Below are 22,659 nucleotides of genomic sequence, written 5' to 3'. Positions count from 1 at the left end.
ATGCGTCCAAGTTTCCCTGCCGGCCCGGCAACCCGCTCCGCCATTTACTGGCTGGGACTCCTGGCAGCCCTCAAGGCGTTGTCGCTGGTCCTGATCGGCCATGCTGTGGCCTCGGCGCTGGCCGGCCTCGCGGCCGGGGACACAGGCTGGGCGGAGCAGATTTCTGTCGGAATGGCCGGCGTGGTGCTGAGGTCCCTCACGGTCTGGGGGCAGGCAGTTGCAGCCCGCCGTGCTGCGCTGGGCATCAAGGAGGAACTCCGGTCCGGACTGCTCGAAAGGGCACTGCGTAACGGCGTCCGGAGCGAGGGACCAGCCGACGGCGGACTGGCGGTCCTGGCCACCCGCGGACTGGATGCCCTGGACAGCTACTACACCCAGTTCCTGCCTGCGCTGGTGAACTGTGCGGCCATCCCGCTCCTGGTGGGGGCGCGCATCCTTTTTGCAGACTGGGTCAGTGCTGTGGTCGTGGTCCTGACCGTTCCGCTGGTGCCGCTCTTTATGGTGCTGATCGGCCGGTACACGGAGGACAGTGTCCGCGAGGCACAGGCCTCCCTTGCCCGGCTCTCCACGCACATGCTGGAACTCGCCAAGGGGCTGCCAGTCCTGGTGGGTCTTGGCCGCGCCACCGCCCAGCGGAAGGCACTCGAAGAAATATCTGAGGAGTACCGGGCCCGGACCATGGGCACGTTGCGGACCGCGTTCCTCTCGGCGCTGGCCCTCGAGCTCATCGCCACCATCTCCGTGGCCGTGGTGGCTGTATTCATCGGCGTCCGCCTGGTCCACGGCGACATGCCCCTGGAGGCCGGCCTGCTGGCCCTGATCCTGGCGCCGGACTGCTACCTTCCGCTGCGCGAACTGGGAACCGCCCACCACGCCAGCGATGACGGCCGGGTGGCGCTCGCCCAAACAACGGCAGTGACCGACGCGCCGGAGCCGCAGCCTCTGCCCGCTGCCAAAGCCGGCCGGCCCGGTGCCCCGATAACCGTCACCGGACTCACCGTGACCTATGACGGAAGATCCCGGCCCGCCGTCGGCCCCCTCACCTTCACCGCGCCCCAGAGCAGGATCACCGCGCTGGACGGGCCCAGCGGCGTCGGCAAAAGCACTGTGCTCGGGGTCCTGGCCGGGACCATCGGCCATGGCGCCGGCACCACCGTCAGTGGCACCCTCACCGGCCTGGACCGCAGCAGGATTGCCTGGGTTCCGCAGCATCCGGTCATGGTGGCGGAGACAGTGCTCGATGAGATCGTGCTCTACCTCGGCGGCGATTCCGGCACGCGAACCACTGAGTCGGGAACCAGTGAGCCGGGAAGCACTGAGCACAGGCGCACGGCAGCGGAAGCTGCCGCCAGGGCCTGTCTGGCCCGCGCTGCAGCCGGACACCTCGCGGCAAAGCACCCCGCGGAGCTAAGCCCGGGGGAGCTGCGCCGCGTGGCCCTGGCCCGCGGTTTGGCGAGGATCGAGGCCGGGGCCACCGTCCTGCTGCTGGATGAACCAACAGCACACCTCGATGACGAGTCCGCAGCATTGGTGGAAGAGGCCATCAGGAAGCTCCGTGGACACGTCACGGTCATCCTGGTGGCCCATGAAGAACGCACCCGGGCGCTGGCGGAACACCTGGTGTCCGTGGGTGGAAACGGCCTGACACATCCGCTCCCCGGCAGCTCGCAGGTTGCCGAACCCGCGGCCGCCTTCGGTCCTGGTGCAGCCCTCTCCAGCCATCCGAAGACGGCCGCAAAAGAGCCGGAGTCGGCAGCCAATGCACACCCTGATGAATGCGGCGGCACAAGTGGCGTCAACGGACCCGGCTCAGCACAACTGCTCGCGGCACTTCTGGCGCCCGTGAAGGGCAAGTTCGCAACGGCAGCACTCGTGGGGACGCTGGCGGCGGTCTTCGCCGTCGCCCTCTCCGGGCTGTCCGGCTGGCTCATCATCCGCGCCAGTGAGCAGCCGCCCATCCTCTACCTGCTGACCGCGATCGTTGGGGTGAGGTTCTTTGGGATCGGCCGGGCAGTGCTTCGTTACTGCGAGCGGCTCCTCCTTCATGACGCCGTGTTCGCGGCACTGACCCGCCTGCGCGGCAGGTTGTGGGAAGCGTTAAGCCGGCGCGCACTGCCGCTCCGCCGGCTCCTGCAGGGCGGCAACGTCCTGGGAACGGTGATCGACGACGTCGACACCGTCCGCGATCTCCTTCCGCGGGTTGTCCTGCCGCCTGTCACAGCATTCGCGGTTGCCGCCCTGGCTTTGGTGCCCACCTCGCTGCTGGTCCCGGCGGCGCTTCCTGCCGTGATCGCAGCCGGCCTCACCGGCCTCCTGCTCGCCCCGGCAGTAGCACTCTGGGGCGACCGCAAGTCCGCCGCTGCCGAGCAGTTCCTCCGGTCCGGAGTCCTGCGCCGTGTTTCGGCAGCCCTGGACGCCCGCGCCGAACTCTTTGCCAACGGGGTGTCTGCCCGCGTTATGGACGTGTTGCGGGACCAGGACCGCCAGGCCACAAAAGCCTCCCAGCGCTCTGCCTGGGCTGACGGGTTGGGCCAGGCCCTCACCACCGCAGCCTGCGGAGCTGCGGCCCTGGCAGCTGCCTTGCTGGCTGGCCCCGCCGTGCTGGCCGGCCAGCTCGCGCCGGCGACGGCGGCCGTGGTGGTCCTGCTGCTCCTTGCACTGGTGGAACCCTTCGCAGCGATGACGACGGCGGTGCGGCAGTTCCCCGCGCTGCAGGCCGTGATGCAGCGCGTCAGCGAGTCCGGGGCCCTGGACGAGAATGTCCGGGATGGTTCCGGCAGGGGACTTGGTGACGGTTTGCAAGCCGTGCCTGCTCGTCTTAACGGGGTTCCCGGCGTCGAACTGGCAGGGCTTGCCGCTGCCTGGCCCGGGGGTGCCCCGGTGTTTTCCGGGCTGGACGCCGTGGCGAAGCCCGGGCAGTGGCTGGCCGTTACGGGACCCTCAGGGTCGGGGAAGTCCACGCTGCTCTCGGTCCTGCTTGGCTTCCTGCCGGTTGCGGCGGGCCGGATCGGCGTGAGCGGCCGGGCGGCGTGGTGCCCTCAGGAAGCGCACCTGTTCGATTCAACCATCCGCGGGAACCTGCTGCTGGGCCGGCCTTCCTCTGACACCGGAAGCCCCGAAACAATCAGCGACGACACCATGCTGGCCGCGCTTGCGTCAGTGGGCCTGACCGGCTTACTGGAGCGGCTTCCCGCGGGCCTGGACACCCGGATTGGCCCCGGTGGCGCGTTCCTCAGCGGCGGGGAGCGTCAGCGGCTGGCAGTGGCCCGCACGCTCATGACCGGGGCCGAGGTGATCCTTTTGGACGAGCCGACGGCCCATCTGGACGCGGAATCGGCCCGGGCCATGCTGGCGGACCTGCGGCAGGGCTTGCGCAGCCGTACGGTGGTGCTGGTGACACATAACCCTGCCGACATCAGGCCAGAGGATGCCCGGCTAGTGCTCGCCACCGGTTCAGGACAGCCGTCCCGGGAGCACGGGCAGGACCTGGCGGCGTCGTTTCCGGGGAATCAGCCGTCCACGTCGTGAAGGTGGTGCATCAGGTCATGGAGGAAGTACTGGGACAGTGTCAGGACGGTGAACTCGGAGCCGTTGCTGCGCAGCCCCTTGCGCCCCCATTGCGGCTCGCGGACCGCGGCGAAGGACTCCGCCGCCTGCTTGCCTTCCGCCGCCAGTTCTGCGCTGACAACCGCGGGGTCGGCGTTGGCGTAGTCCTTGTCAACGGCGGTCTGGTCCTGGTCCCAGTTGTCGAACCGGGCGTCCTCTGAATCGAGCATGAGGTTCAGGCGCTGGTCAAAAAGGCTGAAGACGTCGCGGACATGGCAGGCGTATTCCAGGGCGGACCAGGTGTGGTCGTCCGGGCGCTCGGCAGCATCAGGACGCCGGAGCACCGCACGCCAGCGGGGGAGCATGCTGTCGATACTGCCCGGGACTGTTGACGGCGTCACGGTGGAGGCGTCGAAGGAGCATTCCGGGCACGGACGGGTCAGGACCCAGGTCCAGTCCTTTTCATCAGGAACGATAGGCATGGCAGCAGTCTAAGCGGGATCAGTCCAGGCCATGGCAGGGCCCACCACTTCCACCGGCTGGGACAGCGGCACGCCGGAACCGTCACGCCGGCCGTGCTCCTGGGGGAGGGACCGTGCCACCCCGGCCGCAGAGGATGCCTTCGCCGGGCCGTGGCCGGCCCACGCCAGCAGCAGGGTGTCCTCGCCCTTCAGGAACCGGTGTGCCCGGACTCCGGCGGTCGCCCGTCCCTTCGCCGGGTACTCCGAGAACGCCGTCACCTTGGCCGTGCCAGGTGCCGTGCCGGGCAGGGCGCCGGTGGTACCGGCAATGGTCACCACCACTGCGGCCTCATCCTTGGGCTGGACAGCGCCGAAGAACAGCACGCGGTCACCGGCAGCAAGCTTGATCCCTGCCATGCCGCCGGCAGTGCGTCCCTGCGGCCGCACCACTGCAGCGCCGAACTTCAACAGCTGGGCCTGGCTGGTCAGGAACACCAGTTCGGCATCGTCCGCTCCGGCGGGGGCTACTCCCACCACGAAGTCCTTGTCCTTGAGCGCGATGACTTCCCAGTCCTCCCGGTTCAGGGGGTAGTCCGGCTGCACCCGCTTCACCACGCCCTGGGCCGTGCCAATGGCCAGCACCTCGTCCAGCGGAGCGAATGCCACCAGGGTTTCGCCCTTCAGCAGGGTGATGAAGTCCTTGGCCGGAACCCCGCCGGCGAGGTTGGGCAGGCCCGAGACGGGCGGCAGGACCGGCATGTCCATCACCTGCAGGCGGAGCATGCGCCCCTGGGAGGTGACAGCGGCGATCTCGCCCCTCGCGGAGGTCTTGACGACGGAGGTGTACACGTCATGCTTGGTCCTCGGCCCGGCCTCAGCCAGTGGTTCCCGGTTGGTGGTGCGCGCTATCTGCCCGGATGCGGTGACGATGGCCCAACAGGGGTCGTCGGCGATTTCCAGCGCCAGCGGGGCCGCCTTGCCTTTCTTTCCGTTGCTCAGGGCGAGGTCGGCGGCGACGGTGGGGGACACGGCTTCGGATTCGAGCAGCAGGGTCCTGCGGGGCGTGCCGTGCTCTTCAGCAATGGCGCCCAGTTCGTCGGACACAAGGGTGCGCAGCCGCTCCTCGGAGCCAAGGATCGCCTCCAGCTCCGCAATTTCGCGGCGCAGCTCGTCCTGTTCCTTCTCCAGTTCAATCCGCGAGTACTTGGTCAGCTGGCGGAGCCGCAGCTCCAGGATGTAGTTCGCCTGGATTTCGGTGAGGTCGTATATGGACATCAGCCGGGCCCGGGCGGCCGCGGCTTCATCCGACGACCGGATGATCTGGATGACCTCGTCGATGTCCACGATGGCGATGAGGAGGCCCTCCACCAGGTGCAGGCGGTCCTTTTTCTTCCCCAGCCGGAAAACGGTCCGGCGGCGCACCACGTCAATCCGGTGGTCCACGTACACGGTCAGCAGCTGCACCAGGCCCAGGGTTTGGGGCTGGCCGTCCACCAGGGTGACGTTGTTGATGCCGAAGGAGTCTTCCATCGGGGAGTAGCGGTAGAGCTGCTGGAGCACGGCGTTGGGGTTGAAGCCGTTCTTGAGTTCGATGACCAGGCGCAGGCCGTGCTTGCGGTCGGTCAGGTCGACGATGTCGCTGATGCCTGTCAGTTTCTTGGCGTTGACGGCGTCCTTGATCTTCTCGATGACCTTTTCCGGGCCCACCATGTAGGGCAGTTCAGTGACCACCAAACCGGTCCGGCGGGCGGAAAGCTGCTCGACTTCCACCTTTGCGCGGGTCTTGAAGGACCCGCGGCCGGTGGCGTACGCATCGCGGATTCCGTCCAGTCCCACAATCCGCCCGCCGCTGGGCAGGTCCGGCCCGGGAACGAAGCGCATGATGTCGTCCAGCGTTGCGTCCGGGTTGGCGATCAGGTGCCGGGCAGCGGAGATGACCTCCACCAGGTTGTGCGGGGCCATGTTGGTGGCCATCCCGACGGCGATGCCGGTGGCGCCGTTGACCAGCAGGTTGGGGAACGCCGCCGGCAGGACCTCCGGCTGGGTCAGCTGGTTGTCGTAGTTGGGGACAAAGTCCACCACGTCTTCATCGAGATGGTTGGTGAGGGTGAGCGCAGCGGCCGCCAGGCGGGCCTCCGTGTACCGCGGTGCCGCAGGGCCGTCGTCGAGCGAGCCAAAGTTTCCGTGCCCGTCGATCAGCGGCAGCCGCAGCGAAAAGTCCTGGGCCATGCGCACCATGGCGTCGTAGATGGCGGTGTCGCCGTGCGGGTGCAGCTTGCCCATCACTTCGCCAACCACGCGCGCGCTTTTGACGTGGCCGCGGTCCGGCCGCAGGCCCATGTCGCTCATCATGTAGAGGATGCGCCGCTGCACGGGCTTGAGTCCGTCCCTGGCGTCCGGAAGTGCACGGGAGTAGATCACCGAGTACGCGTACTCCAGGAAGGAGCCTTCCATCTCGGAGGTGACATCGATATCCACGATGTTCTCCGTGTAGGGGGAGCTGTCAGCCACAGCGGGGGCGGTACTTTGGCGGCGGGCCATGGGGTTGGTAAATCCTTCTGGGTACTGTGCAATCGGTCTATTGTGCGCAAGCTGCGGTGCTGCGGGAGTTTTTGGCTAGGCTAAGCCTATGGTGGATCAGCCCGGGGACGGCGAATATCCGGAACATTGGGAAGCCGATGTCGTACTGCGCGACGGCGGGACAGCGCACCTGAGGCCCATCCACCCCTCGGATGCGGACGCTGTCCAGGCCTTCCACATCGGGCAGTCGCAGGATTCAATTTACATGCGCTTCTTCGCCTTCAAAGCCAGGCTGTCCAGCAAGGAGCTCAAGCGCTTCACTGAGGTTGACTACAAGGACCGGGTGGCCTTTGTCATCACCATCCGCGGCGAGATCGTGGGCATCGGCCGCTATGACCGGCTCGATGACCCTACCGAAGCGGAGGTGGCGTTCAACATTGCCGACTCCCACCAGGGCAGGGGGATCGGCTCCATCCTGCTGGAACACCTTGCCGCCGCAGCGCACGAAAACGGGATCCGGCGCTTTAGTGCCGAGGTGCTGCCGGAAAACCGCAAGATGTTGAAGGTTTTCTCCGAGGCCGGCTACGACGTCCGGCGGCACTTCGATGACGGCGTCGTCAGCCTCGAGTTCAACATCGACCCCACCGAGAAGTCCCGTGCGGTGATGGAGTCCCGGGAGCACCGCGCCGAGGCGAGGAGCGTGCGGGACCTGCTGACGCCGTCGTCCATTGCCGTGATTGGCGCCAGCCGCAAATGGGGGACAGTGGGCTACCAGCTCCTGGAGCACATTATTGAAGGCGGCTTCCGCGGCCCCATCTACGCCATCAACCCTGAAGCGCTGGAACTGGCCGGCATGCTGTCCTTCGGCAAACTGTCCGAGGTCCCCGACCCTGTCCAGCTGGCCGTCGTCGCCGTGCCCTACGAGGAAGTCCCTGCCGTAGTGGCGGACTGTGCCGCAGCCGGCGTCAGGGGACTGGTGGTCGCCTCGGCAGGCTTCGCGGACGACGGCGAACGCGGCCTGTTGCGCCAGCGGGACCTTGTCCGCCAGGCCCGGGCGAGCGGCATGCGGGTTATCGGACCGGCGTCCCTGGGGATCGTCAACACCAATCCCGAGGTGTCGCTGAACGCTTCGATGGCGCCCACCCTGCCCCAGCGCGGCGGGCTCGGCCTGTTCAGCCAGTCCGCCGCCATCGGTGTCTCCCTGTATGCCGCCTCCAGCCGGCGGCGGCTGGGCCTGTCCACGTTCCTGTCGGCCGGGAACCGGGCCGACGTCTCGGGCAACGACATGATGCAGTACTGGGAGGACGACCCGGAGACTACCGCCGTCGGGCTCTACCTTGAATCCATCGGCAATCCGCGCAAGTTCTCCCGGCTGGCCCGCCGGCTGGCCCGCATCAAACCCGTGATCGTGGCCAAGTCCGACGCCATGGGGCTGCGGCTGCCGCCCGGGCACGCTGTCCGCACCACCCAGGCACCCTCCGGGGCGCTGGATGCAATGCTGCGCCAGTCCGGCGTTATCCGGGTGGAAACCATCGAGCAGCTGGTGGACGTCGCCCAGGTGGTCTCGGGCCAGCCGCTTCCCGCCGGCCCGGGACTTGCCATCTTCAGCAACTCGCAGGCACTGGGCAAAGTGGTGGCGGACAGCGCCACGTCCCAGGGACTCGCCGTCGAACAGCTGGTCACCGGAGTGGACCTCGACGCCGGCCAGTCAGTTGCCCTTCCCGCCCTGCGGGCCAGCCTGCTCAAGACGCTGGGGTCCGACGCTGTCCACTCGGCTGTTGCGGCCCTGCTTCCGGCACGCGGGCTGACGGTGGACAGCATCGCAGAAGTCCTGGCTGAATGCTCGGCTGCTACCGGAAAGCCGGTCGTCGCTGCCTTTACCGGCATCCTTGACCCTTCCATCTCCGTTGAGGGGATGCTGGGGTCCCCGGAGTGCGGGGTGCCCAGTTTCTCCAATCCCGGTGCCGCTGTTGCCGCGCTCGCCGCCGTGGTGCGCTACTCCGAATGGGTCTCCCGCGACCAGGGTCATTTTGTGGAACCTGAAGGCTGCAATCCGGAGCTTGCCCGGGCGGAACTTGAAGCCCTGCTTCAGGATGTCAAAGGCGAACAGCTGAAAAAGCTGGATCCTGCCGCCGCGGCGTCGCTGCTGGGCCACTACGGGATTAGGGTTCTGCCGTCCGTGGGCTTTGATAACCCTGACCAGGCGGTTAAAGCTGCCGACTCCCTCGGCTGGCCGGTGGTGCTCAAGACCACCGATCCCGCCCTCCGGCACCGCCTTGACCTCGGCGGCGTGCGGCTGGACATCCAGGACGCCGAATCGCTTCGGCTGAACGTGCAGCAGATGCGGCGCGTGCTTTCGAACTACGGCAACCCGGCACTGGAGGTGCAGAGCATGGCTCCGGTCGGCCAGGCCTGCACCTTCAGGGCTATTGAGGATCCGCTGCTCGGGCCGGTTATCTCCTTCGGGCTTGCCGGAGACGCCGTGAACCTGCTGGATGACTGGTCCCACCGGGTGCCGCCGCTGTCCGCTGCCGACGTCGACGACTTCATCCGGGGGCCCCGCGCAGCCCAAAAGCTGTTCGGATACCAGGGGCTGCCCGCCGTGGATGTCGAAGCCCTTGAAGATTTGGCCGGCCGGTTCGCCTGGCTCAAGGACAACCACCCCGAGATCGCCCTGGTGGAGCTCAACCCGGTGCTGTGCGGCACGTCGGGAGCCACCACCCTCGCCGCGGACGTTCGGATCGGCAACGCCGCCAAGCGGACGGACAGCGCGCGCAGGGCCATGTTGGGCTGAGGCGGTTAGCAAGTGACCGGCCGATCTGTGAAAATGGGGGAATGAGCTCTCAGCCTCCCGCCTCGGCGCCAGAAACGCCCGGCAATGAAACCACGGCACTGCGTCACCACAGCTCACACAACCACAGCGCGCAGGGCCAGAGCCTCGATGGTGCGCTCCAGAAGGCAGGCTTTTACCCCCTTCTCGTGGCCGATGTGGTGGACGACGCCCTGGACGGCCGCGACTGTGTTGCCCACCTGGTGCACCTGGAAACCCACTTCGACCGCGCCGAGGTCCGCCGCCACATCACGGTGCTCGTCCTTACTGCAGACATGCTGGTCATTACACATGTGGACGACCAGCAGCTGGACGAGGCAGGCGAGCAGATCGTGGCCCAGATTTCCACTGAGTCCGTCCCTGTGGCGCAGATCCGGTCCGTGGTGCTCAGCTACATGTACGCACAGCCGCAGGACTACAAGCCATCGGATCCTGTCCGTGAACTAACGCTCTCCATCGCCTGGTCGGGCGGGCAACGGCTGGACATGGGTCCGGCGAGCTGCGGCGACCCGCAGTGCGAAGCTGACCACGGCTACAGCGGAACCATCGCCCAGGAGGACATCGTCCTGCGTATCAGCGCGGAGGCGGACGGCCTGCAGGCAGTCCAGGACGCCAAGCTCTTTGCCCGCGCGCTCCGGGCCGTCAACACCGGTTCCCCGGCTCCGCAGGCACACGTCCAATCTTTGCCGCCGCGGCCGCGTGCCGGGGTATTCGGGAACCGCCTCAGCCGCGGGCACCAGCCGCGCTGATGCCGGAAGACCGCCACCCGAACCATGCTGTTTCCGCCCGGCCCCGCAGCCAGGTTGTCCTGCCGTCCGCTCCCGCCTACGGGCAGCGCTCGGTCGCGGAGGTGCTCACCAGCGCCGCGGCGAGCCTGGGCGTGGAGGGGTTCGCGAACACCCTTGGCCTGCCGGCGGCATCACGTGTCTGCGTGGTGCTGGCGGACGGGCTCGGCCGGAACCTCCTGAAGCAAAAATCGGCCCACACACCCTTCCTGCGCTCCGTTATCCAGGCAGGGCAGGGTGAGGTCCCTGTCTGGCTGGATTCCGCGTTTCCTTCCACCACCGCAGCTGCCCTGTCCAGTTTCGGCACCGGCCTGGCGCCCGGCCAGCACGGCATGGTGGGCTATGACGTGCTCGACCCGGAGCAGGACAAGGTAGTCAACCTGCTCGGGAACTGGGACGCCGGCGTTGATCCCGCGGTATGGCAGCCATTTCCCACCGTGCTGGAACGCGCGGCGGAACACGTGAACGTCACCACGGTGAGCCTGCCCCAGTTCGGCGGTTCCCCCATGACACGGGCTGCACTGCGGGGCGGCAACTTTCTCTCCGCCACAACAGCGCATGCCCGGACGGAGGCCGCGGCCGAAGCGATGTCCGGCGCCGGTCCGTCGCTTATGTACTTTTACCTCAACGAGCTGGACAAGGCCGGGCACCGCTACGGCTGCCAGTCCGAGCAATGGGAGCACCAGCTCGAAGAGCTTGACGCAACCATGAAGCGGCTCAACGCTTCCCTTCCGGCCGGCACCACCATCCTTCTCACCGCCGACCACGGAATGCTGGACGTGCCCGAACAGCGACGCATCGATTTCTCCGCCGACCCCGCGCTGGTGGAAGGGGTGCGGCATACGGCCGGGGAACCCCGGATGGTCCACCTCTACCTTGAGAACGGGGCAGGGGAAGACGTCCGGGAACGGCTGCTCGCAGCATGGCGGGGACGCTTTGGTGATCAGGTGTGGGCCTTCACGCGGGAAGACGCACTGGCAGCGGGCCTCTTCGGCGCGGTCCGTCCCGCCGTCGAGGGCAGGATCGGCGACGTGATGATCGCGGCGCGGGACGCCGTCGCCCTTTACGACACGCGGCGCGTCCGCCCAACCGCTATGGAGGTGGTGGGCCAGCACGGCTCACTCACCAAGGCCGAGCGGGAGGTTCCCCTGCTCTGCTTCAGCGCCGGCGGCAGGAGCCCCCGGCGTGGCTGAACTCGTATTCTTCTCCGGCACCATGGACTGTGGAAAGTCCACCCTCGCCCTGCAGATGGACCACAACCACCGGGCACGGGGACGCGGCGGAGTGCGCTTCAGCCGCAACGACCGGGCAGGGGAATCGCGCATCTCCAGCAGGCTTGGCCTGGAAACAGACGCGGTGGAGGTGCTGGACGGCACTGACTTCTGGGAGGAAGTCATGCGCCGGCGCACACAGGGGCAGCGGGTGGACTACCTGATTTGTGACGAAGCACAGTTCTACACCCCTGAGCAGGTGGAACAGCTGGCAAAAGTCGTGGACGAGATTGACGTGGACGTCTTCGCGTTCGGCATCACCGCCGACTTCCGTACCCGGCTGTTTCCCGGATCCCAGCGGCTCGTTGAACTTGCCGACCGGGTGCAGGTCCTCCAGGTGGAGGCGCTCTGCTGGTGCGGCCGCCGTGCCACCCACAACGCGAGAACGGTCGACGGCGTGATGGTCACCGAAGGTGCGCAGGTAGTGGTGGGCGATGTGGACATGGCGGGAGACTCCACCGCCGTTTTGATTCCCGCGGATCACGTCCCCGTGGTGGGGTACGAGACGCTCTGCCGCCGGCACTACATGCGACGCGTTACCGCGCACGGGGCCGCATTGATGGGCCAGCAGGACCCGCTGCTGCCCTTTGAAATTGATGCGTGCCTGTGGCGCGGCTCAGGCGGAACCGGAGTTACGGAGGCCTGAATTTCGGCGCCTGGCCTGATGCTCCGGGTTCGCAGCCCTCTGCCGCTTGCTGCTCCTTCGTCTCTCTGACGCGCCCGCACAAATGACTCCGGCACCGGTGCCGAACCTCATGGACCGGCTATTGGGCTGGAGTTGGAGCACCTCGCCGGAATACAGTACTGGACCGAGGGGACTACCTGAGCAGTAAGAACCCGCTTGTTAGAGCCGCTTTGTGACGGAAACCCAACACAGGAGCGTTGCCTGCTGCGCTGCTTGGACGCCGTGCGGGCTACCAGTTAATCGCCCCGCGTACCGAAGACTATCTCGTCCCACGAGGGAACGCTGGACCGCTTGGGCCTGCCCGGCTGGCGCTCGGGAGCGCCGGTCTCCGGCAACTGGCCGGTAGTGGGGGAGGCGTCTTCACTGCGTGAGGCTAAGCGCCCGAGGTTCCCGCCCAACAACTCGTTCAGGCCTCCGCCACTGGCGGACCCGCTGTTGGTGCCGCTGTTGGTGAAACCGTCCGAACTGGTGCCGCTGGCGTCCCCATGGCCAGCCTCGGAGGTGCTGCCGGAGGAGCGTTGGGGGGAGGCAACAATGGTGATTTCGCGGGTGTCGGTGCTCACGCCGTCGTGCAGCTTCAGAGTGTCATCCGGGGCGTCCCGGTGCGGCGGAATGAGGCTCAGGCGCGAAAGCATGGAAGGGCGGGCGTCACGCCGGCGGATGAAGGAGCTGCCCTGGGCCGCCTGGTCCTGTGCAGCCGCACCTTGTCCAGCCGGACCGTGTGCAGCGGGCGCCTCCGGTGTGTCTTTCTGAGGCTGGTCGTTGTGCTCTTCTGCGTCAGGGGTCACTTCCGACGGCCGCGGGTGTGCTGCGGGAACGCCGTGGGTCAGCAACAGGGCCAAGGCGTCGTCGGAATTTTCGTCGACGCCCAGACGCTGGCCGCGGCGCGACCGGAGCATGTCAAGGAGTCCGTCTGACTCCTTGCCGTCCGTCTGTCCGGCGTCGGGCCCGGAACCGGGCGAAGGGCGGGCCGAGTCTGCGTCAGCCTCGAAGTCGAATGGACGGTCGGATACCGCCGAGAGCCGGCGCGCCGGTACGGGCCCGTCCAGGGGCTCGAGCTCGCTGAGCTGCTGCGCCCACCTGTTTGCGTTCTGCAGTGACCTCCTGGCCGGGCTGAAAGTCCACAGTGCCGGAGGTTCCTCACCGATGCCGGCCTTCCCGCCCGTGTTGGTTTCGAAACTCGCCTGAACCGTCCACGTTCCGTCCTGGCGCCGCCAGGAATCCCACTCGACGGTAGAGGGGTCAATGCCGTGGGCTGAAAGCCGGTGGGCCACCATGTCCGCCAGCGTGGCTGGGTTGTCGCCGAAGGCCGACCTGTAGATGTCGTGACCGGGCGAAGGTGAAGCTACTTCCACCTTGCGCGCCTGCTGGGCAACATACTCGCGTTCTGCCAGAACGGGTCCTTCATACCGTTCCACCTTGGCCAGCGGCAGGCCGGACAGGTCTGCCACCTCCGCAGCGGTCGCTCCCGCCCGGATTCGGGCCTGGATGTCCCTCGGAGACATGGGAATGGCAGGCCGCTCAGCGGGCGGCCTTGCGGCTGACCTGCTCGCGGTCCTCAGCGCTTCGTCGATCGGCAGCTGGAACATCTCGCCGCCGGCACCGCTCAACAGGAGATGCGCTCCGTCGTCGTGCACGCCTACAAGCCGTAGATCCTGCATACAAATCCTCCACCCTGGCATTACTATCAGTCGGTACTCTGCCACCCGCTGAACCTGTTTTGGCTCAAGGGACAGGGCGCGCCGCGATATTCCGGCCCAACGCCGGGTACTGGGCGGCTGAAGGGCCCCCGTGCGGGCATGCCGCGGCCGGGCACAAAGCCGGGACGTTCGGCGTTATGGAGGGTGATGTCCGCAGGTTTGGGCCAAAGGAAGAGGGTTACAGCGACAATGGCCACCGATTATGATGCGCCGCGCAAGTCCGAGGAAGAGCTCGGGGAGGATTCCATCGAAGAGCTGAAGACCCGGCGGTCAGAAAAACCGGTTGCGGTGGTGGACGAGGACGAAAGCGATCTTGCCGCAGGCTATGAGCTGCCAGGTGCCGACCTTTCCGGCGAAGAGCTCACGGTGCAGGTGATTCCGGCGCAGCAGGACGAGTTCACTTGTTCTTCCTGCTTCCTTGTCCGGCACCGCTCCCAGATTGCACGCGAGAAGGACGGGCGCTTCTACTGCAGGGAGTGTGAGGGCTGAACACGGTCCGGCGCGGGGGCATTTGCGCTGAGCCAGCCTGGCAGGGCAGTTCAGCAGGCAAGGCGGGGTGCAGGCGTCACGACGGCGGGATCCTGCCCGGCCAGGCAGGTTACCTGCGTGACAGGGCGGCGGTGAGTTCCTCCGGGCGCCGCGTGGAGGTCAGCCAGTACGGCGTCTGGTCGGACGGATCGGTAATTCCGATCTTGACCACAGGGTCGATCCAGCCGCGGAAGCAGAGGTAGGCCAGCGCGTTCAAGCGGGTGCCGCGTTCTGCAGTTGCCTCCTCGCCCCGGAACGCCTCGACCTCGCCCACGAACCGGCGCTCGATGCTGGCCCGGCCAACTGTCAAGGAATCCTCGGTAACCGTGATCGCCGGAGTGGACAAAACCAGGAGTACCGCCATGATGGCAAAAAGCACTCCTGCGGCCGTGAAACCCGCTGCTGTGCTGATGGGCGCGAAGACCAGGATCCCGGCTCCTGCCACACCGGCAGCAATGATCCAGATCCACATGTTGGGCCAAAGCTTCTCCCGGTAAATCACCGCGCCCCCGGTGGACGGTCTCTGGGGGACGGGCGCGGGAGAGCTTGATTCGGGCATGAGCCAAGCTTTCCATCTTTGCCCTGCTAATTCATCTTGGGCTGTTTCTTCCTGCGCGGGACTGTTCCCGCCACCGTCACCTCCTCGCCAGGTGCAGCCGCCGGCAGGAGGCCGTCCCTAGGAGCGATTGCCACACGCGGGTTAGAGTGAGTGACTGTGACTGATCATCCCGCCACAGTAGATGCCTTTCCCGTTGAAGCTGCCGCAGCCGGTCCCGCCGCGGCCCCGGGCGCTCCCACCTTGCAGGTTCAGCTGAAGATGCTGGACCAGGACCTTGAAGCCCCGTCCTACGCCCACCCGGGCGACGCCGGGGCCGACCTTCGTGCGCGCGTGGACGTTGTGCTGGAGCCGGGAGAGCGGAAGATGGTTCCCACAGGGGTGGCCATTGCCCTTCCTGAAGGTTTCGTCGCATTGATCCATCCCCGCTCGGGCCTGGCTACAAAGCACGGCCTGACCATTGTGAACGCGCCCGGAACTGTCGATGCGGGCTATCGCGGCGAGATCGCCGTCACCCTCCTGAACACCGACGCCAGGGAGAGTATTGAGCTGCGCCGCGGCGATAGAATTGCCCAGATGGTCATCCAGCGCGTGGAGTACGCGCAGTTCATCCCCGTCAACGAATTGAGCGGATCTGTACGTGGCACAGGAGGTTTCGGCTCTAGCGGCGGCTTCAACGCCCCGGGCGCCTGAACTTTAGCTCTTCCTCAACCCTTCTTCCGTACCGGCGCAGGCATGCCGGACGGCAACAGAGCACGACGGCGGGGCCCCAAGGGCCGGACCGGCAACCAATTAAGGAGATACCCAATGGTCTTTGGGCTCGGCAGGAAAGCCAAGAAGGAACAAGCAGCCGAACCGGAGGAACTGTCCGCTGACGCGGAGACCGCGGAAGAGGCAGCGCCCGTTCCTGGACCTCGCTCGAACGGCCCGTTCGACGAGTCCGAAATCGGCAGCCGTGATGGCTATGTCGATCTGGGTGCGCTCCTGATCACACCCAGCGAGGGACTGCAGCTCCGGCTCGAGGTGGAGGAGGCCACCCAGCGGGTCGTTGCCGTCACCATGGACCTCAACGGCTCCAGCCTGCAGCTCCAGGCCTTCGCAGCCCCCAAGAGCGAGGGGCTCTGGGACGAGATCCGCGAGCAGATCGGCCAGTCCGTGGGAGCCCAGGGCGGGCAGGTTGAGGAAGTCGAAGGCGCTTTCGGCACTGAACTCGTGGCAAAGCTGCCGGCAGGGCTGCCGGATGGCAGCCAGGGCTACCGGGCGGCGCGCTTTATAGGAGTGGACGGTCCCCGGTGGTTCCTCCGGGGCGTTCTCGGTGGAGCCGCTGCACTGGAGCGCCCGGCCGCTGAACCCCTTGAAGCCCTGTTCCGCCAGGTAGTTGTGATCCGCGGAGACAGCCCCATGCCGCCGCGCGACCTGCTGCAGCTCCGGCTGCCGAAGGACGCCACCCCCACGCCGCCACCGGCTGCACCTGCACTTCAGGAACCTGAACGTGGTCCTGAAATCACACAGATTGGCTGATGCCGCAGCCGGGGGAGCTCCGCTGGACGAAAGCGGCGATGTTCCCCTCAGCCGGCTGCCGCTCAAGGGCCGGCTGGTCTGCCGCGGCCGCATCGAATCGGTGACCTACGTACCGGCCGACAGGACTGCAGCCTTCAGCGCCATAGTCTCGGACGCCGACCCCCGGGAATCAGGAGCCGGAACCGCAGCCGGACCCCGAGGGCGGCTCCGTGTGGTGTGGCTCGGACGGCACCGCGTCCCAGGCATCGAGGCCGGCGCCGAAGTCCGGCTCAAAGGAATGGTGTCCCGTGTAGAGGGCATGCCCACCATGTTCAACCCACGCTACGAGATATTGTCCCGCCAGGAGAACGAATGACTGCGTCCACGCCCCGCCCTTCCGGTACCGGCCCGAACAATGCCTCAGGCCCGGACGGTGCTTCGTCGAACGGCCGGGGCAGCCTGGAAAACAGCGCGGACCTTAACGGCGCCGGTGAAGTCAAACTGCCAGGCGCTGCCGGCGATGACGCCACAGGCCAGGCACCGTCCCCGGCAGCGGGCTTCGCTGCCGGCTACGCAGCAAAAGCCGGGCTGCACCGGACCCATGACGGCCGGGTGGATGTGCTGCGCAGCGCCGGCGGGTTCCAGGGCATCGCCGAAAGCATCGTTCCGGGACTGTTGTTCCTCGTGGCCTACACCATCACGCGGGACCTTACGGTGTCCCTTGTGGCCGCGTTGGCTGCCGCGGCCATGTTTACCGTGGTGCGGCTCGTGCAGCGGCGTCCCCTGACGCAGGCACTCGCAGGCGTGGTGGGTGTCGGCATATCCGCCTGGGTGGCCAACACCACCGGAAAAGCCGAAGACTTCTACCTTCCCGGGTTCTTCACCAACGCCGCCTACATCGTAGCCATGGTGATCTCCATTGCGGTCAAGTGGCCCGTGGCCGGGCTGCTCTTTGGGTTCATCCGCAATGAGGGCCTGGACTGGCGCAAGGACCCTGCCAGGGTCAAGGCCTACCGGATCGGCACCTGGATCATCGTCGCCGTATTGGTGCTTCGGCTTGTGGTGCAGGTACCCCTGTACCTGATGGGGACGGACGGACTCGCCGCGCTGGCGACCACCCGGCTCATCATGGGTACGCCGCTGTATATCCTTGGCGTCTGGATCGCCTGGCTCGTCACCAAGCCCGCTCCCATTGAGGACGAGGCAGCGGACGGCCCCGCGAAAGGTTGAGCGCGCGGCTTAACCGTCGAACCCGTCGTCGTCCGGGCCTTGCTGCTCCAGGTGCCCCGCATCTTCGCCCGGGCGCGGCTGCGGCTCCGCCGATTCGGGGGAGAGCAGGGCACGCAGCTCGTCCTCGGCGGCGATGGTGGTGACGAAAAAGAGCTCGTCGCCGCCGTCGATGACATCGTCCCGGCTCGGTGTGATCGGCGCGTGATCCCGCAGGATGGCCACCAGGGTGGAATCTTCCGGCCAGCGGATTTCCCCTACGGTTAGGCCAATCACATGTGAATCATGGGGAACAGTGAACTCCACCAGCGAGGACACCCCGGTCTGAAGGGTGAGCAGACGCACGAGGTCGCCGATCTCCACCGCCTCCTCCACCAGCGCTGTCATCAGCTGCGGCGTATTGACGGCAACGTCCACGCCCCAGGAATCGTTGAACATCCAGTCGTTCTTGGGATTGTTTACCCGGCCCACCGTGCGTCCAACGCCAAACTCGGTTTTGGCCAGCAACGACACCACGAGGTTGACTTTGTCGTCACCGGTGGCGGAGACCACCACGTCCGCGTCCTCCACCTTGGCGCCCTGCAGCGTACTGAGCTCGCACGCGTCCCCCACAAGCCAGTGGGCCCCGCGGAGTCCGCTCCGTCCGATAACCTCCGGCTTGAGGTCGATCAGCAGGATTTCATGCTTGTGCGCCAGCAATTCCCTGGCGATGGACGAACCGACGCTGCCGGCACCCACGATCACGACCTTCACTGGAACTCCTTGACGGGGGCTTTGGCCAGGATCTGGGCCACCTGGGCGCTGCGGTCCACCTGCAGCATGGCGTGGACGGTGTCGCCGTCCTGGTAGGCGGTTCCGGCGTCGGGCAACAGTCCTTCACCAAACCGGGTGAGGTACGCAACGCGGACATTGGCCGCCTTTTCGATGCTGCTGATCCGATGGCCCACCCAACCGGCGTCGAGATCCAGCTCGGCGAGCACGAGCCGCCCGGAAGGCTCCCGGAAGTCCCCGGCCAGGTGCTGTTCGGGAAGGATGCGGCGCAGTACCTGGTCGGCGCTCCAGCGCACCGCCGCCACCGTGGGGATTCCAAGGCGCTGGTAAATTTCGGCACGGCCGGGGTCGTAGATCCGGGCAACCACGTGGGGCACATGGAACGTTTCCCTGGCCACCCTGGTGGCCAGGATGTTGGAGTTGTCGCCGCTGGACACCGCGGCGAAGGCATATGCGTCGGCAACCCCTGCCTGCTTCAGGGTGTCGCGGTCAAACCCGACGCCGGTGACCTTGCGTCCGGTGAATCCCTGGCGAAGCCTGCGGAAAGCGCGGTCGTCCTGGTCGATGATGGCCACAGAGTGCCCGGCGTCTTCGAGCGTATGCGCAAGCGTCGCCCCCACCCGGCCACATCCCATGATCACGAAATGCGCCACCAGTATCTCCTCTGTGTGTTTCCCACGGTCCTGCCGCTAGAACTCTACCGTCAGCGCCGGAAGGCAGCTGTCCACGGGCCGTCATGACACAGCCCGGGAATCAGACTAGCTTTGTGGAGTGCTGACAATACTGAACGCTGCCAAGCGCGTGCTCGTAGGCAGGCCGTTCCGAAACGACCGGATGGCGCATACGCTGCTTCCCAAGCGGATCGCACTTCCGGTTTATGCTTCCGATGCCCTCTCATCCGTTGCCTATGCCCCCGACGAGATCCTGCTCACCCTGGCGCTGGCCGGCGTCAGCGCGGTGGCGTTCTCACCATGGGTGGGCCTGGCCGTCATGGTGGTCCTGCTGACGGTTGTCGCTTCCTACCGGCAGAACGTGCACGCCTATCCTTCAGGCGGCGGGGACTACGAAATAGCGGGGGAGAACCTGGGAAAGTACGCCGGCCTCACCGTCGCATCGGCTTTGCTGGTGGACTATGTCCTGACTGTTGCGGTATCGATGTCCTCGGCTGCCTCCTACGTCACCACTGCCATTCCGGCACTGCACGGCCAGCAGGCCGTGATCGCCACCATCGGCGTGGTGGTCCTTGCGCTGGTGAACCTCCGCGGAGTCAAAGAGGCCGGCAGCGTTTTTGCCGTGCCCACCTACATCTTTATGGCCTCAATCCTGGGCATGACGGCGGTGGGCATTTTCCAGGCGGCCACCGGCCAGCTGGGGGAAGCGCCCTCCGCGGCCTTCACCATTGTGCCCGCGCCCGGCTTTGACGAAGGGCTGGTGGGACTCGCCGGCGCCTTTCTTCTCCTGCGCGCCTTCTCCTCCGGTGCCGCCGCACTCACCGGCGTGGAAGCCATCAGCAACGGAGTCCCCAACTTCAAGCCGCCGAAAAGCAAGAACGCGGCGACCACCCTGCTGCTCCTGGGCGTGATCGGAGCGTCCATGCTCGCGGGGATCATCTACCTGGCCAACGCCACCAAGGTGCACATAGTCCTCGATCCCGCCACGGAGTTCCTGCTGAATGGCAGGCCTCTTCCGGAGGGCTACATCCAGACTCCCGCCATCAGCCAGATTGCGCAGACCATTTTCGGTCCGGGATCCATCCCCTTCTACATCGTGGTGGCCGCCACCGGCGTCATCCTGGTGTTTGCCGCGAACACGGCCTTCAACGGCTTTCCGGTGCTGGGGTCCATCCTCGCCCAGGACGGGTACCTTCCGCGCCAGCTGCGCACCAGGGGTGACCGGCTGGCCTTCAGCAACGGCGTCCTTGCCCTCGCTGCCGGGGCCCTGGTGCTCATCCTCGCCTTCAACGCCGATGTCACCAGGCTCATCCAGCTGTACATCGTGGGCGTATTCATCTCCTTCACTGCCAGCCAGCTCGGGATGATCCGGCACTGGGGCCGGCAGCTGAAGCTGGCGAAAGACAAAGGCGTCCGACGCCGGATGGCCAGGTCCCGGGCCATCAACAGCGTCGGTTTCGGCATGACCGCCCTGGTCCTGGTCATTGTCCTGATCACCAAGTTCGAGCAGGGCGCCTGGATCGCCCTGCTCGCCATGTTCGTTCTCTTCCTGATCATGTGGAGCATCAGGGCGCACTACGACAACGTGGCCAGGGAGCTGGCAGTGGACGAAGACTCCTCCCCGCGCGCCCTGCCCACCCGGGTGCACGCCGTGCTGCTGGTGTCCCATGTGCGCAAACCCGTCCTCCGGGCCCTCGCCTACGCCAGGGCTTCCCGGCCATCAAGGCTGGACGCAGTGACGGTGGACATCGACCCCGAAGAAACCGCCGGGACAGTGGCTGACTGGGAAAAGCTCGAGATTCCCGTGCCGCTGACCGTGCTGGCCAGCCCCTACCGTGAGACCGTCACCCCCATCATGGAGTACGTCAAGCAGATGCGGCGTGACTCGCCGCGGGACCTGATCGTCGTCTACATCCCCGAATACGTTGTGGGTAAGTGGTGGGAGCAGCTGGTCCACAACCAGACCGCCCTGCGCATCAAGACACGGCTCCACTTCGAGCCCGGCGTCATGGTGGCCAGCGTTCCCTGGCAGCTCAAATCATCCGAAGAAGCAAAGAACCTGCAGGACATTCAATGACAACAAAGACCCAAACCCAGGCGGAACTGACCGGAGAAACCGGCAGGGAAGTAGTGCTCGACGTCGGGCCTGTCGCCCACGGCGGGCACTGCGTCGCAAGGCACGAAGGACGCGTCATTTTTGTGCGGCACGCCATCCCGGGCGAGAAAGTGCGGGCGCGGCTGACGGACGCCGGTGAAAAAGCCAAGTTCTGGCGCGCCGACGTAGTCGAGATCCTTGAAGGCTCGCCGGACCGGGTGGACCATTTCTGGCACCCTGCGGATTCGCTCCGCGCCTGGCGCCGCGGGCACCCGCCGGTCGGCGGCGCTGAGTTCGGCCACATCACCCTGGCCCGCCAGCGCAGCCTCAAGGCAGAGGTCCTCTCGGAACAGCTCAACCGGCTGGCCGGCGTCGGGCAGCTCCCGGACGGCTGGGGCACCGTGGAAGCGGTGGGCGGCAGCCCATCCGCGCCCGGGGCAGGGGGCGGGGCAGCGCCCGACGGCGCGGACGGCCTCCGCTGGCGCACGCGCGCAAGTTTCTCGGTCACCCCCGGCGGCAAGCTCGGAATGCATGCCCACCGCTCGGCAGAGATCGTCCCCATCCAGGAGATGCCGCTGGCCACTGACGCCATCAATAACCTGCGCCTGTGGGACATGGACCTGCAGGGTGTTGACCGTGTTGAGGTGGCTGCTCCGGCGAATGGTTCCCGCCCCCTGGTGCTGCTGGCTCCTGCCGCTGGAACCAAGCCCAAGCGTCTTGCCGCCATTGCGGCAGCCCTTCCCGCTGACGTCTCCGTTGCAGCCTTCGATCCCATTACCGAGGACGTCCAGCAGTTGCGCGGCAGGCTGTGGGTGCAGGAATCCGCCGCCGGGCACGAGTACCGCGTCACCGGTGCCGGGTTTTGGCAGATACACCGCGACGCGCCCGGGACGCTTGTGGGGGCAGTCACAGAATTCCTGCAGGGCGGCGGCTTCCTTCACCCAGGCGCTGTAGTGGCGGACCTGTACGCCGGAGCCGGCCTTTTCACTGCCGTCCTTGCCGACGCCGTGGGCGCTACGGGGTCGGTCCTCTCGGTGGAAGGCGCCCCGGGGACCAGCCGGGACGCGCGCAAGAACCTGCACGCAGCGCCCCAGGTGGAAATCGTCCAGGGCCGCGTCGAGCGGGTCCTGCGCCAGAAACCGCGGGACTTCGACGCCTTGATCCTCGATCCGCCCCGGGCCGGCGCCGGAAAGGCAGTGGTGGGCCAGCTTGTTGCAGCCCGCCCGCGCGCCATTGCCTACGTGTCCTGCGATCCGGCGTCGTTCGCCCGCGACGTGGGGTACTTCCGCCAGGCGGGCTGGGAGCTGGCCGGCCTTCGGGCCTTCGACCTCTACCCCCACACCCACCACCTGGAGACGGTGGCGCTGCTGGCCCCGGGTCCCTGATGCCGCAACTGGTATCGACTACTATGGCGGTAGTAGTCCCACGTCGCGCTCCGTAATCACGGCCGGCCGTGTGCAATTTTCGGGCCCTGCACTAATTAGGGCTCCCTAACTAGCAGGCGGTCAACCGC

General features: G+C 66.7%; 18 protein-coding genes. 12 read left to right on the top strand and 6 right to left on the bottom strand.

Going from position 1 to position 22,659, the window contains the following annotated elements; translation table 11 throughout:
* The gene (gene cydD, locus AC5RT4_RS09935) at positions 1-3,528 is read left to right on the top strand and encodes a thiol reductant ABC exporter subunit CydD (protein WP_494105609.1); all 3,528 of its coding nucleotides are present in this window, start codon (positions 1-3) and stop codon (positions 3,526-3,528) included.
* On the opposite strand, the gene AC5RT4_RS09930 is transcribed toward cydD, so the two are convergent.
* Positions 3,510-4,028 (bottom strand): DinB family protein, encoded by a 519-nt coding sequence (locus tag AC5RT4_RS09930; RefSeq protein WP_494039475.1) that lies wholly within the window; start codon positions 4,026-4,028, stop codon positions 3,510-3,512. The genes cydD and AC5RT4_RS09930 overlap by 19 nt on opposite strands.
* 9 nt (positions 4,029-4,037) lie before the next feature.
* Positions 4,038-6,548: a DNA gyrase/topoisomerase IV subunit A gene (locus AC5RT4_RS09925; RefSeq protein ID WP_494105608.1), complete on the bottom strand. Its 2,511-nt coding sequence runs from the start codon at positions 6,546-6,548 to the stop codon at positions 4,038-4,040.
* Positions 6,549-6,636: 88 nt separating this feature from the next.
* Between AC5RT4_RS09925 and AC5RT4_RS09920 the strand changes: the two genes are divergently transcribed.
* Genes AC5RT4_RS09920 through AC5RT4_RS09905 form a run of 4 tightly spaced genes read left to right on the top strand, consistent with a single transcriptional unit; the run spans position 6,637 to position 12,059 of the window.
* Positions 6,637-9,321: a bifunctional acetate--CoA ligase family protein/GNAT family N-acetyltransferase gene (locus AC5RT4_RS09920; protein WP_494105607.1), complete on the top strand. Its 2,685-nt coding sequence runs from the start codon at positions 6,637-6,639 to the stop codon at positions 9,319-9,321.
* A 41-nt stretch (positions 9,322-9,362) separates the two neighbouring features.
* Positions 9,363-10,106: a DUF5998 family protein gene (locus AC5RT4_RS09915; protein ID WP_494039478.1), complete on the top strand. Its 744-nt coding sequence runs from the start codon at positions 9,363-9,365 to the stop codon at positions 10,104-10,106.
* Entirely contained in the window at positions 10,106-11,335 is a 1,230-nt protein-coding gene (locus AC5RT4_RS09910; RefSeq protein ID WP_494039479.1) for an alkaline phosphatase family protein, read from the top strand. Before AC5RT4_RS09915 ends, AC5RT4_RS09910 begins: the two co-directional genes overlap by 1 nt.
* Positions 11,328-12,059 carry a thymidine kinase gene (locus AC5RT4_RS09905; RefSeq protein WP_494039480.1) on the top strand — a complete coding sequence of 244 codons (732 nt, stop codon included), beginning with the start codon at positions 11,328-11,330 and terminating at the stop codon, positions 12,057-12,059. Before AC5RT4_RS09910 ends, AC5RT4_RS09905 begins: the two co-directional genes overlap by 8 nt.
* Positions 12,060-12,334: 275 nt before the next feature.
* On the opposite strand, the gene sepH is transcribed toward AC5RT4_RS09905, so the two are convergent.
* On the bottom strand, positions 12,335-13,759 hold the full coding sequence (gene sepH, locus AC5RT4_RS09900; RefSeq protein WP_494105606.1) for a septation protein SepH: 1,425 nt from the start codon (positions 13,757-13,759) through the stop codon (positions 12,335-12,337).
* A gap of 228 nt (positions 13,760-13,987) precedes the next feature.
* Between sepH and AC5RT4_RS09895 the strand changes: the two genes are divergently transcribed.
* The gene (locus AC5RT4_RS09895; protein WP_494039482.1) at positions 13,988-14,287 is read left to right on the top strand and encodes a DUF4193 domain-containing protein; all 300 of its coding nucleotides are present in this window, start codon (positions 13,988-13,990) and stop codon (positions 14,285-14,287) included.
* 109 nt (positions 14,288-14,396) lie between these two features.
* Here the strand turns inward: AC5RT4_RS09895 and AC5RT4_RS09890 are convergent, their stop codons facing one another.
* On the bottom strand, positions 14,397-14,885 hold the full coding sequence (locus AC5RT4_RS09890; protein WP_494039483.1) for a DUF3093 domain-containing protein: 489 nt from the start codon (positions 14,883-14,885) through the stop codon (positions 14,397-14,399).
* Positions 14,886-15,041: 156 nt separating this feature from the next.
* Between AC5RT4_RS09890 and dut the strand changes: the two genes are divergently transcribed.
* The 4 genes from dut to AC5RT4_RS09870 all read left to right on the top strand — a co-directional run bounded on the left by dut (position 15,042) and on the right by AC5RT4_RS09870 (position 17,612).
* The gene (gene dut / locus AC5RT4_RS09885) at positions 15,042-15,575 is read left to right on the top strand and encodes a dUTP diphosphatase (protein ID WP_494105605.1); all 534 of its coding nucleotides are present in this window, start codon (positions 15,042-15,044) and stop codon (positions 15,573-15,575) included.
* Between the two features lie 114 nt (positions 15,576-15,689).
* A complete protein-coding gene (locus AC5RT4_RS09880; RefSeq protein WP_494039485.1) occupies positions 15,690-16,403 on the top strand; it encodes a DUF3710 domain-containing protein in 714 nt (237 codons plus the stop codon).
* On the top strand, positions 16,396-16,758 hold the full coding sequence (locus tag AC5RT4_RS09875; protein ID WP_494039486.1) for a single stranded DNA-binding domain-containing protein: 363 nt from the start codon (positions 16,396-16,398) through the stop codon (positions 16,756-16,758). Before AC5RT4_RS09880 ends, AC5RT4_RS09875 begins: the two co-directional genes overlap by 8 nt.
* Positions 16,755-17,612, top strand: a complete 858-nt coding sequence (locus tag AC5RT4_RS09870; protein ID WP_494105604.1) for a DUF3159 domain-containing protein — start codon at positions 16,755-16,757, stop codon at positions 17,610-17,612. Before AC5RT4_RS09875 ends, AC5RT4_RS09870 begins: the two co-directional genes overlap by 4 nt.
* Positions 17,613-17,621: 9 nt before the next feature.
* Here AC5RT4_RS09870 and AC5RT4_RS09865 read toward each other — a convergent pair whose 3' ends face one another.
* Together AC5RT4_RS09865 and AC5RT4_RS09860 are read right to left on the bottom strand one after the other, a co-directional pair.
* A complete protein-coding gene (locus AC5RT4_RS09865; protein WP_494039488.1) occupies positions 17,622-18,362 on the bottom strand; it encodes a potassium channel family protein in 741 nt (246 codons plus the stop codon).
* Positions 18,359-19,033, bottom strand: coding sequence for a potassium channel family protein (locus AC5RT4_RS09860; RefSeq protein WP_494039489.1), 675 nt, complete (start codon positions 19,031-19,033; stop codon positions 18,359-18,361). The genes AC5RT4_RS09865 and AC5RT4_RS09860 overlap by 4 nt, the downstream gene beginning before the upstream one ends.
* A 118-nt stretch (positions 19,034-19,151) precedes the next feature.
* On the opposite strand from AC5RT4_RS09860, the gene AC5RT4_RS09855 reads away from it, so the two are divergent.
* Both AC5RT4_RS09855 and AC5RT4_RS09850 read left to right on the top strand, forming a co-directional pair.
* Positions 19,152-21,128, top strand: coding sequence for an APC family permease (locus AC5RT4_RS09855; RefSeq protein WP_494105603.1), 1,977 nt, complete (start codon positions 19,152-19,154; stop codon positions 21,126-21,128).
* Complete coding sequence (locus tag AC5RT4_RS09850) at positions 21,125-22,531, top strand: class I SAM-dependent RNA methyltransferase (protein WP_494105602.1); 1,407 nt, start codon at positions 21,125-21,127, stop codon at positions 22,529-22,531. Before AC5RT4_RS09855 ends, AC5RT4_RS09850 begins: the two co-directional genes overlap by 4 nt.
* Positions 22,532-22,659: the final 128 nt, after the last annotated feature.

The organism is Arthrobacter sp. sptzw42 (genome assembly GCF_059089685.1).
This window is presented reverse-complemented; position numbering and strand designations above follow the sequence as displayed.

Bases quoted from the DNA above. Each gene is read 5' to 3' on its own strand.
- AC5RT4_RS09925 (WP_494105608.1), bottom strand. From the start codon at position 6,548: ATGGCCCGCCGCCAAAGTACCGCCCCCGCTGTGGCTGACAGCTCCCCC.
- sepH (WP_494105606.1), bottom strand. From the start codon at position 13,759: ATGCAGGATCTACGGCTTGTAGGCGTGCACGACGACGGAGCGCATCTC.
- AC5RT4_RS09870 (WP_494105604.1), top strand. From the start codon at position 16,755: ATGACTGCGTCCACGCCCCGCCCTTCCGGTACCGGCCCGAACAATGCC.
- AC5RT4_RS09895 (WP_494039482.1), top strand. From the start codon at position 13,988: ATGGCCACCGATTATGATGCGCCGCGCAAGTCCGAGGAAGAGCTCGGG.
- AC5RT4_RS09880 (WP_494039485.1), top strand. From the start codon at position 15,690: ATGGTCTTTGGGCTCGGCAGGAAAGCCAAGAAGGAACAAGCAGCCGAA.
- AC5RT4_RS09930 (WP_494039475.1), bottom strand. From the start codon at position 4,028: ATGCCTATCGTTCCTGATGAAAAGGACTGGACCTGGGTCCTGACCCGT.
- AC5RT4_RS09910 (WP_494039479.1), top strand. From the start codon at position 10,106: ATGCCGGAAGACCGCCACCCGAACCATGCTGTTTCCGCCCGGCCCCGC.
- AC5RT4_RS09915 (WP_494039478.1), top strand. From the start codon at position 9,363: ATGAGCTCTCAGCCTCCCGCCTCGGCGCCAGAAACGCCCGGCAATGAA.
- AC5RT4_RS09920 (WP_494105607.1), top strand. From the start codon at position 6,637: ATGGTGGATCAGCCCGGGGACGGCGAATATCCGGAACATTGGGAAGCC.
- cydD (WP_494105609.1), top strand. From the start codon at position 1: ATGCGTCCAAGTTTCCCTGCCGGCCCGGCAACCCGCTCCGCCATTTAC.
- AC5RT4_RS09850 (WP_494105602.1), top strand. From the start codon at position 21,125: ATGACAACAAAGACCCAAACCCAGGCGGAACTGACCGGAGAAACCGGC.
- AC5RT4_RS09890 (WP_494039483.1), bottom strand. From the start codon at position 14,885: ATGCCCGAATCAAGCTCTCCCGCGCCCGTCCCCCAGAGACCGTCCACC.